The following is a 17,478-nucleotide window of genomic DNA, read 5'->3' on the forward strand; positions in this document are numbered from 1 at the left end:
AGCAGCCCGGTAGCTCGTCAGGCTCATAACCTGAAGGTCACAGGTTCAAATCCTGTCCCCGCAACCAAACACACACACAGACACGATCACCACGATCCAGCCAAACAGCCGGTCCGCTCACGCGGACCGGCTGTTTCGTGCTCGGCGTAAGGCTTGCCAAGCGGTCTGCCGGGCGGACGGCTCTGAACCGGGGCGCTGCGGCGTGATGGGCTCACCCCTCTCGGCCTGACCGTTCGACCACGTCGAACAGACCGCGTGGCCACGCTCCGAAGTGCGTCGAGCCCGATCCGGCACCGGTCATCCCGGGCCACGCGATCGGCGGCACGTGGGACGGGCGTCCTGCGTTGCCGCCGACAGCCGACGTGCGTCCCGCGCGGCGTGGTCCCGGAGCCGCGGTCGGGGCGACCGATGTGACAGGCGGGGATTGCTGTAGCCTCACGGTTGCGGCGCGAAAAAGCACGCTGGAGTTGCGCCAGGAATCCCTGCCACAGCCGCCCGGTGATGCCGGCGTTCCGCATTGCAGTTCGAATGCAGACCCGAATATCGATCTCGCATGAGACAGGGTCTTTATTTCACATCTTCCAGCCAGATCCTCTCGATTGATGACGGCTCACCTCCAACCGTTCGTGAGCCCAAGCAGGTTCGATTGCGCACAAGCAAGATGGTGGGCTATTATGTTCCTTGAGGTTGATTGTCCAATGCGCCTGTTCTTGGCCTGTTTCTGAATGTATATCGCGATATAAAATTTGAGACTTGACGGGTCATTGAAAAGCGATTGTATCGGCCCGCAGGATCGCGACGCTGTTCTTGCGTTCTGGCCAGTTTGGACATCACAAGAAGGCGGCGTACACGATATGACTCAACGCGATGGCGACAGGAGCCGCTTCGTTACGCTCGCATCCGAGATCGTCTCGGCCTATGTGAGCAACAACCACGTGCAGAGCGCGGATCTGCCGAAACTGCTCAGCGACATCCACGGCGCGATCCAGGGCGTCCACACCGGCGGCGCGGCCGTCGCGGCCCCCACCAAGGCGACCACGCAGGAGATCCGGCGTTCGGTGACGCCCGACTTCCTGATCTCGTTCGAGGACGGGAAGCCCTACAAGACCCTGCGCCGCCATCTCACCCTGCGCGGCCTGACCCCGGAAGCCTATCGCGCCAAGTGGGGCCTCGATGCCGATTACCCGATGACCGCCCAGAGCTATTCCGCGCAGCGCTCGCAGCTCGCCCGCTCGCTCGGCCTCGGCCAGCAGCGCCGGAAATCCGCCGCGCCGCCATCCCAGCCCGAGCCGGTCGCGCAGGCCCCCGAACAGCCGAAGAAGCGCACCGTGCGCCGCAAGGAAGACGCCTGAACGGCCCTGACGGCCGGGGCCGCCCGGCTCTTCCGGCGACGGCGTCGCGGGCCTGCCGCAATCGGCTCCGATAGCGTAAGGCCGCACGGTGCGCCGCCGCCGATCCGGACGGCGCGCCCGACCTGCCGCCGGAGCCCTGCATGCTGATCCGCCCCGTCCTGCCCGCCCTCGTCGCAACCCTGCTGGCCGCCGGCCCCGCCGGGGCGCAGATGGCCCGCACGGAGGCTCCTGCCGCCTCCAAGGAGGGGACGGCCAAGGTGGTGCCCCTCAGCCGGAGCGACGTCCAGCTGTCCTTCGCCCCGGTGGTGAAGCGGGCCGCACCCTCGGTGGTCAACGTCTACGCCTCCCATGTCGAGAAGCGTTCCACCGCGCGCGCCAGCGCCATGGACGAGTTCATGCGCCGCTTCTTCGGCGAGCCGGAGGGCGGCCGCGGCCCCCGGGGCGACCGGGCCCAGCGGTCGCTCGGCTCCGGCGTGCTGGTCGATGCCGACGGCCTCGTGATCACCAACAACCACGTCATCGACAACATGAACGAGGTCCGCATCGCGCTCTCCGACCGCCGGGAGTTCGAGGCGACGATCGTGATGCGCGACACCCGCACCGATCTGGCGGTGCTCAAGCTCAAGGAAGCCCCGAAGGGCCTGGTGCCGATGCCGTTCGGCGATGCCGACGCCCTGGAGGTCGGCGACTTCGTGATGGCGATCGGCAACCCGTTCGGGGTCGGCCAGACCGTGACGCAGGGCATCGTGTCGGCGCTGGCGCGGACCCAGGTCGGCTCGGCGGACTACCAGTACTTCATCCAGACCGACGCCGCGATCAATCCGGGCAATTCGGGCGGCGCCCTGGTCGACCTGCGCGGCCAGCTGGTCGGCATCAACACGGCGATCTACTCGCAATCCGGCGGCAGCCACGGCATCGGCTTCGCGATCCCGGTGGGCATGGTCAAGGCGGTGGTCGACGCGGCCCGCGACGGCGCGAGCGTGGTGCGCCGGCCCTGGCTCGGCGCGCGCATCCAGAGCGTGACCCCCGACATCGCCGACAGCATGGGCCTCGACCATCCGACCGGCGTCCTGGTGGCGAGCCTGCAGCCCAAGAGCCCCGCGGACGAGGCCGGCCTGAAGCGCGGCGACCTGATCCTGACCATCGACGGCCAGGAGGTCGCCGACCCGGAGGCGTTCGGCTATCGCTTCGCCCTCAAGGGTGTCCAGGGCCAGACCCGCTTCGGGATCCTGCGCGGCACGGCCCGCCAGACGGTCGCGGTCAAGCTCGCCCCCGCCCCGGAGACGCGCCCCCGCGACGTGCTCAAGGTGAAGACCCGCTCGCCGTTCCAGGGCGCGAGCCTGGTCAACACCTCGCCGGCGGTGGCCGAGGAGCTGCAGGTCGACTTCCCGGCCGAGGGCGTGGCCGTGCAGGCGGTGGACGAGACCTCCATCGCCAGCCGGCTCGGGCTGCAGAAGGGCGACATCATCGTGGCGGTCAACGGCGTGCCGGTGGCGACCACCAAGGACCTGGACCGGGTCACCCGCAACACCCTCAATTCCTGGGAGGTGGTGATCAACCGCAACGGCGAGATCATGACCTCGGTGTTCGGGGGCTGAGCCGGACGGCGCGCATCCGGCCGATGGCCGTGGGCAAGGCCCGGCTCCCGGGTTGCGCCCCCGCCCGCGCCCGGTGTTGATGCGCGGATGTCCGACCTGTTCGCCTCCGCCGAACCCCCAGCGGCCCCGGATTCCGGCCACGCCCCCGTCGCGGAGGCCAGCCGCCCGCTCGCGGACCGGCTGCGCCCGCAGAGTCTCGCGGAGGTGGTCGGCCAGGAGCACCTGACCGGGGAGGGCGGGGCGCTCACCCGCCTGCTGCGGGGACGCAGCCTCGGATCGCTGATCTTCTGGGGACCGCCCGGCACCGGCAAGACCACGGTGGCACGGCTGCTGGCCCAGGGCACCGACCTGCATTTCGAGCAGATCTCGGCGATCTTCTCGGGCGTGCCCGACCTGCGCAAGGTGTTCGAGGCCGCGCGCAAGCGCCGGGCGACCGGGCAGGCGACCCTGCTGTTCGTCGACGAGATCCACCGGTTCAACCGGGCGCAGCTCGACGCCTTCCTGCCGGTGATGGAGGACGGCACGGTCACGCTGGTCGGCGCCACCACGGAGAACCCGTCGTTCGAGCTGAACGCCGCGCTCCTGTCCCGCGCCCGGGTGCTGCTGTTCCGGGCGCTCGACCCGGGCGCCATCGCACGGCTGCTGGTCCGGGCCGAGGCCCTGACCGGCCAGGCCCTGCCGCTCACCGAGGAGGCCCGCGGCGTGCTGGTCCGGATGGCCGACGGCGACGGCCGCGCGGCGCTGACCCTGGCGGAAGAAGTCTGGCGCTCGGCCAGCCCGGGGGAGACCCTCGACGCGGACGCGTTGCAAGACATCGTGCAGCGGCGGGCGCCGATCTACGACAAGGCCCAGGAGGGCCATTACAACCTGATCTCGGCCCTGCATAAGACCGTGCGCGGCTCCGATCCGGACGCGGCGCTCTACTATCTGTGCCGGATGCTCGATGCCGGCGAGGACCGGCTGTTCATCGCCCGCCGGCTCGTGCGCATGGCGGTGGAGGATATCGGGCTCGCCGACCCGCAGGCCTTGGTCGTGGCCAACGCCGCCAAGGACGCGTTCGACTTCCTCGGCAGCCCCGAGGGCGAGCTGGCCCTGGCGCAGGCCGCGATCTACCTGGCCTGCGCGCCGAAATCGAACGCGGTCTATACCGCCTACAAGGCTGCGACGCGGCTCGCCAAGGAGGCCGGCTCCCTGGCGCCGCCCCGCACCATCCTCAACGCGCCGACCAAGCTGATGAAGCGCATCGGCTACGGCGAGGGCTACCGCTACGACCACGATGAGCCCGACGCCTTCTCGGGCCAGGATTACTGGCCCGACGCGCTCGGCCGCCAGCACCTCTATGCACCCACCGAGCGCGGCTACGAGACCCGCTTGGCCGAGCGCCTCGCCCGCTTGGAGGCCCTGCGCCAGGCACGACGCGGGGAGGAATAGGGCGGACCTGCGCGGGACATGGCCTGCGCGCCGTCCCTTGCCCGGGTGCGTGGAGCGTCAGCGGAATGCGCCTCGCGATCCCGCACAAGACGCAGCGAAGCGTCCGCCTGCGCCGCCGCGATGCCATCCTGTGCCGCTGCGCCGCGCTCTGCGTGCGGGATCCCGGACCCGGTTCCGCTTCGCTCGCCTGTCCGGGAAAGGGGCGCGCATCGTCCATCGTGATATGCCCGGCGGCCATCGACACCGCCTGAAACCGGGTCCGCGTCAGAGGTCCAGCGGCGCGTTGTCGATGACCTCCTTCATCACGAAGAAGGTGCGGGTCTGGCGCACCCCGGGCAGGCCGATCAGCGTGGCGCTGTGGAGCCGGTTGAAGTCGGCCATGTCGGAGACGCGGATCTTCAGGATGTAGTCGAAATCGCCGGCCACGAGGTGACAGTCGAGCAGCACCGGGATCGCCCGTACCGCGGCCTCGAACTCGGAGAAGCTCTCGGGGGTCGAGCGGTCGAGCACGACGCCGACGAAGACCAGGGTGCCGCGGCCGACCCGGGCCGGATCGACCAGCGCCCGGACCGCCCGCACGAATCCGTCCGTGAACAGGCGCTGGATCCGGCGATGGCAGGTCGCCGCGCTGGTGCCGGAGCGCTCGGCGATCTCGGCATTGGCCATGCGCCCGTCCGCCTGCAGCAGGCGCAGGATTTTGAGGTCGATCCGATCGAGCCCTGCGGACATGGCGATTTCTTTCATCTTTTGGCTGCATTTCGGATGATTTCTCATCCGTTGCGGCAATCGATGCAAGCGCGTGGCTATCGGCGGCCCGAGATCGAGAGCACCTTTCAGGCGATCCGGGTTAGTTTTCCGCCGTACCCCGAAGGCGGCCGCGCCGGGTGGACAACGATCCCGGCGGCCGGAAGACCCGGAGAGTCCCGATGCTGCAACAGTTCGAGCGCTACCCCCTGACCTTCGGCCCGACGCCGATCGAGCCGCTCAAGCGGCTCTCGGCCCATCTGGGGGATGCGGTCGAGATCTACGCCAAGCGTGAGGATTGCAATTCGGGCCTGGCCTACGGCGGCAACAAGCTGCGCAAGCTCGAATACATCGTGCCGGACGCGATCAAGAGCGGGGCCGATACCCTGGTCTCGATCGGCGGCGTCCAGTCGAACCACACCCGCATGGTCGCGGCGGTGGCCGCCAAGATCGGCATGAAGTGCCGGCTGATCCAGGAGGCCTGGGTGCCCCACGAGGATGCCGTCTACGACCGCGTCGGCAACATCCTCCTGTCGCGGATCATGGGCGCCCAGACGCAGCTCGTGGATGACGGCTTCGACATCGGCATCCGCGACAGCTGGAAGCGCGCGCTCGCCGAGGTCGAGGCCGAGGGCGGCAAGCCCTACGCGATCCCGGCCGGCGCCTCGGTGCACAAGTACGGCGGGCTCGGCTATGTCGGCTTCGCCGAGGAGGTTCGGGCCCAGGAGGCCGAGATGGGCCTGCGCTTCGACTACGTGGTGGTCTGCACGGTGACCGGCTCGACCCATGCCGGCATGGTGGTGGGCTTCGCGGCCGACGGGCGCGCCCGCAACGTCATCGGCATCGACGCCTCCTGCACCCCGGCCCAGACCAAGGCCCAGGTGCTCGACATCGCCCAGAACACCGCCGCCCTGATCGGCGCGGGCGACATCGTCGCCGACGACGTGGTGCTCAACGAGGATTACGCCTACCCGGTCTACGGCGTGCCCTCGCAGGAGACCGTCGAGGCGATCCGCCTCTCGGCCCGGCTCGAGGGGATGATCACCGACCCGGTCTACGAGGGCAAATCCATGCAGGGCATGGTCGACCTCGTGAAGAAGGGCTTCTTCCCGAAGGGCGCGAAGATCCTCTACGCCCATCTCGGCGGCGCGCCGGCGCTGAACGGCTACAGCTACACGTTCCGCAACGGCTGAGCCCGGCAGCGGCCGAACCGCCTCACCCATCGGCCTCCCGCATCCCAAGGCGCCCGGCGATCGATGGTCGCCGGGCCTCGAAGGAGCCCTCCAGGACGCGCGCGGCTCACTGGACGGTTCCGCTACGCTGCACCACCTCAGGATGAGGTTCGGCTTGGGAGCCGCGACTCCCGCGCCCAGCCCCCTATATGGCAGCGCCGGACCCGCATCGAAGAGAGCCTGGATGATCGCACCGGCACGCGCGCTGCTCCTCGGGCTTCTCGTCGTCCTCGGAGGCCCCGGGGCGCGGGCCGCCTCGGGACCGGCCGTGGAGGCCGAGAACGGCATGGTGGTGTCGTCCCAGCGCCTGGCCTCTCAGGTCGGCGCCGACATCCTGAAGGCCGGCGGCAACGCCGTCGATGCCGCGGTGGCCGTAGCCTATGCCGAGGCGGTGGTGAACCCGTGCTGCGGCAATATCGGCGGCGGCGGCTTCCTGGTCCTGCACCGGGCCGACGGACAGAGCCGCTTCATCAATTTCCGCGAGAAGGCGCCCGCGGCGGCCAGCCGCGACATGTATCTCGACGCCCACGGCAGCGTCGTGAAGGGCGCGAGCCTGCGCGGCTGGAAGGCGGCGGGCGTGCCCGGCACCGTGCTCGGCCTGAACACTGCGCTCGCGGAATACGGCACCCTGTCGCTGGCCAAGGTGATGGCCCCGGCGGTGGCGCTGGCCCGGGACGGCTTCGTGCTCACCCGGGGCGACACCGACATCCTGGATTTCGGCGCGAAGCTGTTTGCCGGGCAGGCCAACGTCGCCCGCGTCTTCCTGCGCCCGGACGGCACGTCCTGGCGGCCCGGCGACCGGATGGTCCAGGCCGGCCTCGCCCGCACCCTCCAGGCCATCGCCGAGGGCGGCTCGGACGCGTTCTACACGGGCGAGATCCCCCGCCAGGTCGAGGCGGCGTCCCGGGCCGGGGGCGGCCTGCTGACGGCTTCGGACTTCGCCGCCTACACGGTGACCGAATCCGAGCCGCTGACCTGCCGCTACCGGGGCGCCACCATCCTGTCGGCGCCCCCGCCCTCGTCCGGCGGCACGACGCTGTGCGAGGTCCTGAACGTCCTCGACGGCTACGACCTGCGGGCGGCCGGCTTCAATTCCGCCCGGACCGTGCACCTGATGGTCGAGGCGATGCGGCGCGCCTATGCCGACCGCAACGTCCTGCTGGGCGACCCGGATTTCGGGCCCAACCCGGTGGCGCAGCTGCTGTCGCGGACCTACGCGGACAAACTCCGGGCCACGATCCGGCCGGACCGTGCGACCCCGTCCGCCGAGATCCGCCCGGCCCCCGAAAGCCTCCCGCAGGAGAAGCCCGAGACCACCCACATCTCGGTGATGGACAAGGCCGGCAACGCGGTCTCGCTGACCTACACGATCAACGGCTATTTCGGCGCCGGGGTGATGGCCGGGGAGACCGGGTTCTTCCTCAACGACGAGATGGACGACTTCACGGTCAAGCCCGGGGTGCCGAACCTGTTCGGCCTGGTCCAGGGCGCCCGGAACGCGATCGAGCCCGGCAAGCGCCCGCTCTCGTCGATGGCGCCGACCATCGTGCTGCGGGACGGCAAGGTCGCCCTGGTGGCGGGCTCGCCCGGGGGCTCCCGGATCATCACGATCAACGCCCAGACGCTGATCAACGTGCTCGATTTCGGCATGGAGCCGCAGGAGGCGGTGGACGCCCCGCGCATCCATCACCAATGGCTGCCCGACACGGTCTATGCCGAGCCGTTCGCGCTCTCGGCGGACACGCAAGGCATCCTGCGGGGCATGGGCCACACGATCGTCGAGCAGAGACCCTGGGGCGCGCAGGAGCTGATCGCGGTCCGCGCCGCCGTGCCGGAGCCCACCGACGCGGCCTCCTCGGGCAACGACGCGACCCGCACCGAGCGCATGCGCCCAGGCTTGCTCTACGGCGCCAACGACAACCGGAGGCCGGCCGGCGCCGCGATCGGCGAGTAACGGGTTCCCAAGGGCGGGCCCTTCGGCGGCGCTTCGGAGGCGGAGCCCCCGAGGTACCGGGATTTCAGCCCCGGTCCGCGGCTTCCCGGGCCACTTCCCGGAAGCCGATGTCGCGGCGGCAGAACCCTTCCGGCCAGTCGATCCGGGCCACCGCCGCGTAGGCGCGGTCCTGGGCGTCGGTGACGCTGTCGCCGACGGCCGTGACCGCCAGCACCCGGCCACCGTCGGCGAGCAGCTGGCCGCCCTCGTCGCGGGTGCCGGCCTGGAACACGAAGACGCCGTCGCCCTCGGCCCCGTCGACGCCCCGGATCACCGAGCCCCGCACCACGGCCCCCGGATACCCGGCGGCCGCCATCACCACGGTGAGCGCGGCCCGGTGGGCGTCGAATTCCAGCGTGACCCCGGAGAGGTCGCCCTCGCTGGCCGAGAGCAAAGCCGGCACGAGGTCGGAGGCGAGGCGCGGCATCAGCACCTGCGCCTCGGGATCGCCGAAGCGGGTGTTGTACTCGATCAGCTTGGGGCCGTCCGCGGTGAGCATCAGGCCAGCGTAGAGAATGCCCGTGAACGGGCAGCCGCGCGCCCGCATGCCGGCCAACGTCGGCAGGATGATCTCGGCCATGACCCGGGCCTCGATCTCCGGGGTCACGACCCGGGCCGGGGAATAGGCGCCCATGCCGCCGGTGTTGGGGCCGCGGTCGCCGTCGAACACGCGCTTGTGGTCCTGCGCGGTGCCGAGCGGGATCGCCCGGGTGCCGTCGCACAGCGCGAAGAAGCTCGCCTCCTCGCCGAACAGGCATTCCTCGACCACCACCTCGGCGCCGGGATCCTCGAACAGCGACGCCAGCGCGTCCTCGGCCTGGTCCAGCGTCTCGGCGACGGTGACGCCCTTGCCGGCCGCGAGGCCGTCGGCCTTCACGACGATCGGGACGCCCTCCCGGCGGACATAGGCGAGCGCCGGCTCCAGGGCGGTGAAGCGCGCGAAGGCGGCGGTCGGGATCCCGCAGGCGGCGCAGAGGTCCTTGGTGAAGCCCTTGGAGCCCTCGAGCCGCGCCGCGTCGCGGGTCGGCCCGAAGGTGCGAATCCCCGCGATCTTCAGGTCGTCGACCAGACCGGCGACCAGCGGCGCCTCGGGCCCGACCACCACGAGGCCGATCGACTCGGCGGCGCAGAAGGCCGCCACCGCGGCGTGGTCGGTGACCTTGAGGTCGGGCAGGTTGGTGCCGTGGCGGGCGGTGCCGGGATTGCCCGGGGCCGTGAACAGGCGGGTACAGAGCGGGCTCTTGGCCAAGCGCCAGGCCAGCGCGTGCTCGCGTCCCCCCGAGCCGATCAGCAGAATGTTCATGCGCGCGCCACCATGGGCCCTGCTTCTGGGCCAAGCGTGCGGACGGGAAAAGGTTTTTTTCGGGCTGTCCCCGCTATGCCCGGACCCGGGACGGTCAGCAGCCGATGCACACGCTGGTGTTGACCCCGCCCCGGGGCGCCCGCGCGATCCCATGCCGGCCGACCCGGCGCCCGCCGTAGACCCCGTAATACGGCCCGTGGGGCTGGTACTGGACGTTGCGCTGGAACTGCTGGTTCAACGTGTTGTAGTCGGAAACCCGCTGCTGGTTGAGGGTGCGGATCTGGCTCTGCAGGGCGAACGAGGAATTGGCCGCGTTCGGGTCGTTCGGCTGGACCTGCGCCCAGGCGGCGCCCGCCGGGAGGGCGAGTGCCAGGGCGAGGAACGCGCGGGCGAGGGCGCGCATCGGTTTCTCCGTGATCAGGCTTGAATACTGTCCATTCCATCGACGCATCGAGGCTCGATCAAGTTCCAAGCGTTATGGTGACGCGCTCGCGGACGCCGAACCGGCCTCCACTTCGTCGGCGAGCGCTCCGGCCACGTCAACCCGGCACGACCGGCGTCTTGGTCTGCGGCAGGGCGTCGAGCTGCTTGGGATCCAGCCCGGTATGGGCCTGCACCAGGGGATGCGGGGTCAGCGCGAGCCACTGGTTCAGCGAGATGTCGGCGTAGCGCGGGCTCTTGAACATCTCCAGGAAGGTCAGCGTCGTGTCGCCGGTATTCTCGATGTAATGGCCCATGGCGAAGGGCACGTAGCCGACGTCGCCGGCCTGGTAGTCGAAGGTGCGGGCCTTCGATTCCGAGCCGAACACCGTCATCCGGCCCTTGCCCGAGAGGTAGTATTGCCACTCGTCGCTGTTGGGGTGCCAGTGCAGCTCGCGCAGGCCCCCGGGCTCGACCTCGACCAGCGCCGCCGCGATCGTCACCGAGGCCGGGAACACCGTGGAATCGGTGATGCGCACGCGCCCGCTCTTGGTGCGGATCGGCTCCTGCGCCAGCATCCGGTGGCTGAACTTCTTTGGGATCTGGCCGGCGCCCCCCATCAGGTCGGCCGCGAGCGGGCCGGGGGTCGGCCCGGGGAAGATGTAGAGCTCCTTGTCGGGGATTTTGGCCAGTGCGCTCTCGGGCACCCCGAGATTCTTGGCCAGGATGTCCTTGGGGGTGTGGGCCAGCCAGTCGGTCAGCAGGAAGGTCGAATCTTCCGAGAAGCCGCCGTCGTCGAACACCAGCAGGAACTCGCAGCCGTCGACCCCGTCGGCCGCGAGCCCCTGGATCGAGTGCGGGATGCCGCCCGGGAAGTACCAGAGGTCGCCCTCGCCGACATCGTCCGCGAAGGTGCGCCCGTCCTGGTCGATCGCGGTGATCCGGGCCTTGCCCTTGATCATGTAGGACCACTCGGCTTCCTTGTGCCAGTGCATCTCGCGGACCACGCCGGCCTTGAGCCGCATGTTGACCCCGGCCATGGCCTTGGAGACCGGCAGTTCGCGCACAGTGGTCTGGCGCGCCCAGCCGCCTTCCTCCAGGCGCATGTGGCTGTCGGTGAACGACCATTTCAGGTTCGGCATCGTGCCGTGGTCGGTGGCCGGCGGCGCCTGGGTGAACGGCTCCTCGGCGGCGCGGGGCCCGTTGGACGGGCCCAGGATGTCGGCGCCCTTGGTGCCCCGCTGCGGCGGAGGGGCGGCGAGGGGCGCGGCGGCGGGCTGCGCCAGGGCGGGGGACGCCATCATTGCACCGCCCGCGGCGGCAATCATGGAGCGCCGGGAGATCTCGGTCATCGCGTGTCGGCCTGTTGGAGCGCGCCGCCGAAGAGGGGGACCGGTCCGGCGGCGGCGCGTCTGGGAGCAGGGGTCGGTATCCAGCCCCGTCGCGAGGGTAACCGGCCGCGGCATCGGAGGATCCAGCACAGGATCGTGCGCTGCGGCATCTCGCCCGGACCCCGGGCCTGGTCTATGACTTGAATACACTCTTGAACGTGTCCCGGTTGGCGGACGCCGGCCGCAGGCCGGATCGCCCCTGCCAGGCGGACGTTCGACGCGACCCGAGGACCAGATGGCGGACCGGGACAGTTCAGCCGCGCGCGCATCAGCTGCGCCGGATGCGGCCGGCGGCCCCGCGCGGCGCGGCCGCCTGTGGGTCGGCCTGCTGGCGCTGGCGGCCGTCGGGCTCCTGGGCTACCGCCACTGGCCGGACCCGTCCCGGGCATCGAGCCCGCCGCAGGCGGCCAAGAAGCTCCAGACCGTGCGGGTGGCCATGGCCCGGCAGGCCTCCGACACGCTCAGCCTGACCCAGACCGGCACCACCCAGGCCTTCGACACGGCGAGCCTCTATCCGCGGGCGACCGGCTACATCGTCGAGCGCAAGGTCGATATCGGCTCGCACGTGAAGAAGGGCGACCTGCTGTTCCGGATCAGCGCGCCCGACCTCGACCAGCAGCTCGTCCAGGCGCAATCGCAGGTGCTGCAATTGCAGGCGGCGCTGATCCAGGCGCGCGCCATGGTCGACCAGGCCGAGGCCAACCGCCACCTCGCGGACGTGACCAACCGGCGGACCTCGACGCTGGCCGGCAGCGGCACCGAGACCCGGCAGAACGCCGACACTGCGCAGGCCGGGGTGCTGGCGCAGGGCGCCAACGTCGACGCGGTCAAGGCGGCCGTGAAGGTCGCGGAGGCCAACATCGCCGCCCAGGAGGCCCAGGTCGCCCGGCTCAAGGTCCTGACCGGCTTCGAGCAGATCCGCGCGCCCTTCGACGGGGTCGTGACCACCCGCAACACCGATGTCGGCGACGCGGTCACGGCGGACACCAACACGGGCGCGCCGCTGCTGACGCTGGCCCGGGACGACGTGCTGCGCATGGCGGTGAACGTGCCGCTGTACGCGGCCGACGGAATCCGCGACGGCCTGGAGGCCAAGGCCGAGGTGGCGCAGCGCCCCGGACAGGTCTTCCCCGGCCGGGTCTCGCGCTCGTCCACGACCCTGCTCCACGCCTCGCGCACCCTGGTGACGCAGGTCGACATCCCCAACCCGGACCGGGTCCTGCAGGCCGGCCTCTACATCACCCTCACCCTGGCGATCCCCCGGGTGTCCCCGGCGGTGTCGGTCCCGAACGACGCCCTGATCTTCGATCAGGACGGCACCCGGGTGGCGGTGGTGGAGGCCGGCGCAGAGAGTGGTCATGTGGTGCGGATGCGCCCGGTGACGATCTTCCGTCAGACCGGGACGGTGCTGGAGCTGCGCACCGGCCTGACCGGCGGCGAGCGGGTCGTGGTCGGGCCGCCGGCGTCGCTGCGCGACGGCGACCCGGTCGCCCTGCGGCCGGAGGGCAAGACTGAGACGTGAAGACTGGGACGTGAGGGTTCGGACGTGAGGGCCGCCCCCGGCCCGTCGATCCGCACAGCCTGAAACCAACCAGCTGCATCGGCGCCCGGAGGCCGAGCCGAACAAGCGCCCGTTCTCCACCGACCCGGACTCGAAGCCCGGCAACGAGAAGCTCGGCGGCTCCTACGCAGTGTCGATCGCCCACATGCGCTCGGCGCTCGGCGTGCCCTGCAACGCGCCGCCCTGGGGCGTGCGGGTCGGGGTGAACCTCGCGGACGGCACCACCGCGTGGAGGCACCGCAGCGGTACCGCGGCCGGCCGGAAGATCGCCGGCATCACGTTCCCGATCCGGTTCGAGATGGGCATGCTGGCCCATGGCGGCACCCTGACCACGGCCGGCGGGGTCGCCATCGCGGGCGCCGCCCTGGACGACCTGATCCGCGGCTACGACATGCAGAAAGGAGAGACCCTCTGGTCCATGACGCTGCCGGCGGGCGGGCAGGCGACCCCGATGACCTACCAGGGCAACGGCCGGCAATACGTCGTGATCGCCGCCGGCGGCCACGGCTCCCTCGGCACCACGCCGGGCGACTAGGTCATCGCCTACCGGCTCGACTGAGCGCCCGAACGGGGTTTCCAAAGGGCTCCGCGCTCTGGCGGGTCGCCAGGGCGGAGCCCTGACCGATCACAGACCTTGGGACTCCATAAGCTTCGCCCGCGGATCCGTGCGGGCGAGGCGGGCCAGCAGGTACTCGACCTCGGCCTTGGCCTGCGGGGTGAGCGCCTGGGACGGCTTGCGCTGGGCGTCGGACGAGAAGATCCCCCGGCGCTGGAACACGTATTTGCGCACCGCGAGCCCGAGCGGGCCCTGCTGCTGCTCGTAGCGCAGGTAGGGCAGGTGGGCGTCGAACAGGTCGTGGGCGGCGTCGCGCTCCCCCGCCCGGCCGAGGCGGACCACGTCGACCAGCATCTCCGGGAAGGCGTAGCCCGTGTTGGCGCCGTCGGCGCCGCGCTCGGTCTCGAAATCCAGGAACAGGCCGCCATTGCCGACCAGGATCGCGATGTGGCGCATCGAGCCGTCCGCCTCGAAGCCCCGCAGGGTCGAGATCTTTTCCAGCCCCGGCCAGTCCTCGTGCTTGAGCATCACGCATGAGGGGCTCTCGGACACGATCCGGCGGATCACGCCGGGCGTCATCTGCACCGAGAAGGTGAGGGGATAGTCTTGAAGCACGAAGGGGACGTCCGAGCCGATCGCCTCGACGGCGTTGCGGTAATAGCCGACCACTTGGTCGTCGGTGCGCAGGGTATTCGGCGGTGCGATCATCACGCCGGCCGCGCCCATCTCCATCACCTCGCGAGCGAGTGCCCGCATGGCCGCGAAGCCCGGCGCCGTCACGCCGACGATCACCGGAAGGCGGGTGCGCCCGAGGACCTGTCTCGCGACGGCGAGCCCTTCGCCATGGTCGAGCTTGCCGGCCTCGCCAAGCTGGCCCAGGATCGTCAGGCCGTCGACACCCGCACCGCCGAAGAAGTCGATCATCCGGTCGAGGGAGACCGCGTCGATCCGGCCATCCGGGTGGAACGGCGTCGGGGCGATCGGCACGACGCCGCGGAGATCGCTGGTGAGGGGCATGCCGGTTCTGTCCTCCGTCGCGCGGCTCGAGGGGCGGCCGTGCGGGGAAGATCATAGAGCATCGTCCCGAAAGGTGGTCCCCGGCTTTGCCAAAAAGATCCGGTCCTGTCAGGGACGGGCCTCCGCCGGCCGGCCTGCTGCCGTTCCGGGCGGGGGCGGGCGGGCCCGGCCGGGGCGCCCAGCCAGGGCCACCGAGCCCTGCCGCTGGGCGATGAAGACGATGAGCAGCAGGCCGATGGCGATCTTGGTCAACCAGCTCGACAGTGTGTCGTCGAAGGTGATGACGGTCTGAACCAGGCCGCCGATCATCACGCCCAGGAACGTGCCCGGGATGCCGCCCTCTCCGCGGGTGAGCAGCGTGCCGCCGATCACCACGGCGGCGATGGCGTCGAGAGCGACGCCCACCGCCGCGAGCGGGGTTTCCGAGGTGCGCATCACCGGGAACCCGATGCGTGAATTGGCAGGCCCCGGGAGAGGTGGCGCCTCCAACCTGTGCGGTCCCTCAGTCGGGGAGCGGCCCGTCAAACACCAAAAAAACCCGCCCGATCGGGCAGGGTTCTCATCGTTCGAGCCGGCGGAAGCGCGAGAGCCGGACGGAACACACCGTCCGGCCCGGACGGATCAGCCCAGGAGCTTGTCCAGGGTGATCGGCATCTCGCGCACCCGCACGCCGGTGGCGTGCCAGACCGCGTTGGCGATGGCGCCGACGGTGCCGGTGATGCCGATCTCGCCGACGCCCTTCACGCCGAGCGCGTTCACGATCGCATCGTCCTCGTGGACCAGGATCGCCTCCATGGCCGGGATGTCGGCGTTCACCGGCAGGTGGTACTCGGCTAGGTTGTCGTTGAGGAAGCGGCCGGTACGCGGGTCCATCTCGGCCCGCTCGTGCAGGGCGAAGGACAGGCCCCAGATCATCCCGCCGTAATACTGGCTTTGGACCAGCCGCGGGTTGATCACCCGGCCGGCCGCGAAGGCGCCGACCAGCCGGCTGACCCGGATCTGGCCGAGATCGGGATCGACCCGCACCTCGGCGAAGACCGCGCCGTGGGCGTGCATCGCGTAGGATTTCTGCGCGGCCGGGTCGGCCCCGGCCTTGCCCTGGCCCTCGATGCTGGCCCGCCCGGCCCGCTTCAGGATGTCGGCGAAGGATTCGCTCCGGCTCGGGTCGTCCTGCCGGGTCAGGCGCCCGCCCGCCGCGGTGACCCCGGCATTGCCGGCGCCGTAGAGCGGGGAGGCAGGGTCGTCGGTGGCGAGCTTGGCCAGCTGGGCGATCACGTCCTGGGATGCGGCGTGGATCGCGTTGCCGGCGGTGGCGGTGTGGCCGGAGCCGCCCGCAATGCCGGCATTCGGGAGGTCGGAAGACCCCATCCGGAAGGTGAGGGCCTCCATGCCGATCCCGAGCCCGTCGGCGGCGATCTGGGCGAGCGCGGTCCAGGCGCCCTGGCCCATGTCGATCGCCCCGAGTTCCACCGTGCCGGTGCCGTCGGCGCGGATCTCGGCCCGGGCCATGCCCTCGAAGATCAGGGCCGGGAAGGTGGCGGTGCCCATGCCGATGCCGACCAGGAAGCCGTCCTTGTCCCGGGTCTGGCGGGGCTGGAGCGGGCGTCCGGCCCAGCCGAACGCCTCGGCGCCGCGCTGGTAACACGCACGCAGGGCCTTGGACGAGAACGGCTTGCCGGTGATCGGCTCGACCTCGGCGTAGTTGGCGAGCCGGAACTCCAGCGGGTCCATGCCGAGTTCGTGGGCCATCTCGTCGAGCGCGCTCTCGAGGGCGACGCTGCCGGTGGCCTCGCCGGGGGCGCGCATGAACAGGGGCGTGCCGGTATCGAGCCGTACCGCCTCGTGCCGGATCGCGATGGCCGGGCTGGCGTAGAGGGTGCTGGTCGCCCGGCCGGCCGGCTCGAAGAAGTCGTCGAAGCTCGAGGAGGCGGTCAGGATGTGGTGGTCGAGCGCCGTGAGCTTGCCGGCCGCGTCGGTGCCGAGCCGGAGCGTCTGCCGGGTCGGGCCGCGATGGCCCATCGGGCCGTACATCTGGGAGCGGGTCGGCACGAGCTTGACCGGCCGCCCGACCATCCGGGCCGCCATGCAGGCCAGCACCTGCGGCCCCGAAGGCACGCCCTTCGAGCCGAAGCCGCCGCCGAGATAGGGACTCTCGATGTGGATGTCGTCGGGCTTGATCCCGAACAGCCCGGCGAGCCGTCCCTGCGAGATCGCCAGCCCCTGGGTCGGCATGTGCAGGGTCAGCCGATCGCCGTCCCACTGGGCCAGGGCCGCGTGCGGCTCCATGGCGTTGTGGTACTGGGCCGGGGTCTCGTAGGTGGCCGCGATGGTGCGCGAGGCGGATGCCAGGCCCGCCTCGACGTCGCCGTCGCTCTCAGACGGAGGCGCGCCGACGCCCACCGAATCCGGGGTGAACACGTCGCCGGAATCGAGGCCGATGCGCGGCGTCTCGGTCGCGTAGGTCGGCGCCAGCAACCGCGCGCCCTCGGTGGCGGCCTCGAGGGTCTCGGCGATCACCACGGCGATCGGCTGGTTGGCGTAGCGGACCCGGTCGTTCTGCAGCAGGTCGAGGCGGAAGATGAACGGTCCGGCCTTGGCGTCCGGGTCCTGGGCGAGGTGTGGGGCGTTCTCCGGGGTCATCACCGCGACGACGCCCGGATGGGCCTCGGCGGCCGCCCGGTTCAGGCCGGTGACCCGGCCCTTGGCGATCCGGGCGACGCAGAGCGCCGCGTGCAGCGTGCCGGGGGGCAGGTTGTCGGCGGAGAACCGGGCCTGGCCGGTCACCTTGAGGGGCCCGTCCCGCCGGGTCAGCGGCTGGCCGATGCTGGAGCCGTGGCGGGTGCCGGCGGCGGAGTTCTGGGGTGTTGCGGTCGCGGTCAT

General features: G+C 70.9%; 13 protein-coding genes and 2 pseudogenes. 8 read left to right on the forward strand and 7 right to left on the reverse strand.

The annotated features are described in order from the left end of the window. Positions 1-854 precede the first annotated feature (854 nt). The 4 genes from AC0IY0_RS27045 to AC0IY0_RS27060 all read left to right on the forward strand — a co-directional run bounded on the left by AC0IY0_RS27045 (position 855) and on the right by AC0IY0_RS27060 (position 4,632). Positions 855-1,352, forward strand: a complete 498-nt coding sequence (locus AC0IY0_RS27045) for a Ros/MucR family transcriptional regulator (protein ID WP_419828424.1) — start codon at positions 855-857, stop codon at positions 1,350-1,352. A 140-nt stretch (positions 1,353-1,492) separates the two neighbouring features. Next, positions 1,493-2,950 carry a Do family serine endopeptidase gene (locus AC0IY0_RS27050; protein ID WP_147941447.1) on the forward strand — a complete coding sequence of 486 codons (1,458 nt, stop codon included), beginning with the start codon at positions 1,493-1,495 and terminating at the stop codon, positions 2,948-2,950. An 87-nt stretch (positions 2,951-3,037) separates the two neighbouring features. Next, positions 3,038-4,381 (forward strand): replication-associated recombination protein A, encoded by a 1,344-nt coding sequence (locus tag AC0IY0_RS27055; RefSeq protein WP_471766214.1) that lies wholly within the window; start codon positions 3,038-3,040, stop codon positions 4,379-4,381. 65 nt (positions 4,382-4,446) lie between these two features. Beyond that, on the forward strand, positions 4,447-4,632 hold the full coding sequence (locus AC0IY0_RS27060) for a hypothetical protein (RefSeq protein WP_419828425.1): 186 nt from the start codon (positions 4,447-4,449) through the stop codon (positions 4,630-4,632). Positions 4,633-4,645: 13 nt separating this feature from the next. On the opposite strand, the gene AC0IY0_RS27065 is transcribed toward AC0IY0_RS27060, so the two are convergent. After that, positions 4,646-5,110, reverse strand: coding sequence for an Lrp/AsnC family transcriptional regulator (locus tag AC0IY0_RS27065; protein ID WP_147941449.1), 465 nt, complete (start codon positions 5,108-5,110; stop codon positions 4,646-4,648). Positions 5,111-5,307: 197 nt separating this feature from the next. On the opposite strand from AC0IY0_RS27065, the gene AC0IY0_RS27070 reads away from it, so the two are divergent. Further along, positions 5,308-6,318 (forward strand): 1-aminocyclopropane-1-carboxylate deaminase, encoded by a 1,011-nt coding sequence (locus tag AC0IY0_RS27070; protein ID WP_147941450.1) that lies wholly within the window; start codon positions 5,308-5,310, stop codon positions 6,316-6,318. 223 nt (positions 6,319-6,541) lie between these two features. Further along, positions 6,542-8,311, forward strand: a complete 1,770-nt coding sequence (gene ggt / locus AC0IY0_RS27075) for a gamma-glutamyltransferase (protein ID WP_471766215.1) — start codon at positions 6,542-6,544, stop codon at positions 8,309-8,311. 64 nt (positions 8,312-8,375) lie between these two features. On the opposite strand, the gene purD is transcribed toward ggt, so the two are convergent. The 3 genes from purD to AC0IY0_RS27090 all read right to left on the reverse strand — a co-directional run bounded on the left by purD (position 8,376) and on the right by AC0IY0_RS27090 (position 11,425). Beyond that, a complete protein-coding gene (gene purD / locus AC0IY0_RS27080) occupies positions 8,376-9,653 on the reverse strand; it encodes a phosphoribosylamine--glycine ligase (protein WP_147941452.1) in 1,278 nt (425 codons plus the stop codon). A 94-nt stretch (positions 9,654-9,747) separates the two neighbouring features. Then, complete coding sequence (locus AC0IY0_RS27085; protein ID WP_147909108.1) at positions 9,748-10,056, reverse strand: hypothetical protein; 309 nt, start codon at positions 10,054-10,056, stop codon at positions 9,748-9,750. Between the two features lie 136 nt (positions 10,057-10,192). Then, on the reverse strand, positions 10,193-11,425 hold the full coding sequence (locus tag AC0IY0_RS27090; RefSeq protein WP_419828427.1) for an oxalate decarboxylase family bicupin: 1,233 nt from the start codon (positions 11,423-11,425) through the stop codon (positions 10,193-10,195). A 274-nt stretch (positions 11,426-11,699) separates the two neighbouring features. On the opposite strand from AC0IY0_RS27090, the gene AC0IY0_RS27095 reads away from it, so the two are divergent. After that, positions 11,700-12,986 (forward strand): efflux RND transporter periplasmic adaptor subunit, encoded by a 1,287-nt coding sequence (locus AC0IY0_RS27095; protein WP_147941926.1) that lies wholly within the window; start codon positions 11,700-11,702, stop codon positions 12,984-12,986. A gap of 70 nt (positions 12,987-13,056) precedes the next feature. Then, positions 13,057-13,560, forward strand: a pseudogene (locus tag AC0IY0_RS27100) (membrane-bound PQQ-dependent dehydrogenase, glucose/quinate/shikimate family); the annotation flags it as partial. Between the two features lie 90 nt (positions 13,561-13,650). Here AC0IY0_RS27100 and AC0IY0_RS27105 read toward each other — a convergent pair. The 3 genes and pseudogenes from AC0IY0_RS27105 to AC0IY0_RS27115 form a co-directional block, all read right to left on the reverse strand. Continuing rightward, positions 13,651-14,598, reverse strand: coding sequence for a dihydrodipicolinate synthase family protein (locus tag AC0IY0_RS27105; RefSeq protein ID WP_419828428.1), 948 nt, complete (start codon positions 14,596-14,598; stop codon positions 13,651-13,653). Positions 14,599-14,706: 108 nt separating this feature from the next. Next, a pseudogene (locus tag AC0IY0_RS27110) lies at positions 14,707-15,012 on the reverse strand (sugar ABC transporter permease YjfF); the annotation flags it as partial. 207 nt (positions 15,013-15,219) lie between these two features. Further along, positions 15,220-17,478 carry a xanthine dehydrogenase family protein molybdopterin-binding subunit gene (locus AC0IY0_RS27115; RefSeq protein WP_147941335.1) on the reverse strand — a complete coding sequence of 753 codons (2,259 nt, stop codon included), beginning with the start codon at positions 17,476-17,478 and terminating at the stop codon, positions 15,220-15,222.

Source organism: Methylobacterium sp. AC315, assembly GCF_979253755.1.

Bases quoted from the DNA above. Each gene is read 5' to 3' on its own strand.
- AC0IY0_RS27045 (WP_419828424.1), top strand. From the start codon at position 855: ATGACTCAACGCGATGGCGACAGGAGCCGCTTCGTTACGCTCGCATCC.
- AC0IY0_RS27050 (WP_147941447.1), top strand. From the start codon at position 1,493: ATGCTGATCCGCCCCGTCCTGCCCGCCCTCGTCGCAACCCTGCTGGCC.
- AC0IY0_RS27055 (WP_471766214.1), top strand. From the start codon at position 3,038: ATGTCCGACCTGTTCGCCTCCGCCGAACCCCCAGCGGCCCCGGATTCC.
- AC0IY0_RS27060 (WP_419828425.1), top strand. From the start codon at position 4,447: ATGCGCCTCGCGATCCCGCACAAGACGCAGCGAAGCGTCCGCCTGCGC.
- AC0IY0_RS27065 (WP_147941449.1), bottom strand. From the start codon at position 5,110: ATGTCCGCAGGGCTCGATCGGATCGACCTCAAAATCCTGCGCCTGCTG.
- AC0IY0_RS27070 (WP_147941450.1), top strand. From the start codon at position 5,308: ATGCTGCAACAGTTCGAGCGCTACCCCCTGACCTTCGGCCCGACGCCG.
- ggt (WP_471766215.1), top strand. From the start codon at position 6,542: ATGATCGCACCGGCACGCGCGCTGCTCCTCGGGCTTCTCGTCGTCCTC.
- purD (WP_147941452.1), bottom strand. From the start codon at position 9,653: ATGAACATTCTGCTGATCGGCTCGGGGGGACGCGAGCACGCGCTGGCC.
- AC0IY0_RS27085 (WP_147909108.1), bottom strand. From the start codon at position 10,056: ATGCGCGCCCTCGCCCGCGCGTTCCTCGCCCTGGCACTCGCCCTCCCG.
- AC0IY0_RS27090 (WP_419828427.1), bottom strand. From the start codon at position 11,425: ATGACCGAGATCTCCCGGCGCTCCATGATTGCCGCCGCGGGCGGTGCA.
- AC0IY0_RS27095 (WP_147941926.1), top strand. From the start codon at position 11,700: ATGGCGGACCGGGACAGTTCAGCCGCGCGCGCATCAGCTGCGCCGGAT.
- AC0IY0_RS27105 (WP_419828428.1), bottom strand. From the start codon at position 14,598: ATGCCCCTCACCAGCGATCTCCGCGGCGTCGTGCCGATCGCCCCGACG.
- AC0IY0_RS27115 (WP_147941335.1), bottom strand. From the start codon at position 17,478: ATGACCGCGACCGCAACACCCCAGAACTCCGCCGCCGGCACCCGCCAC.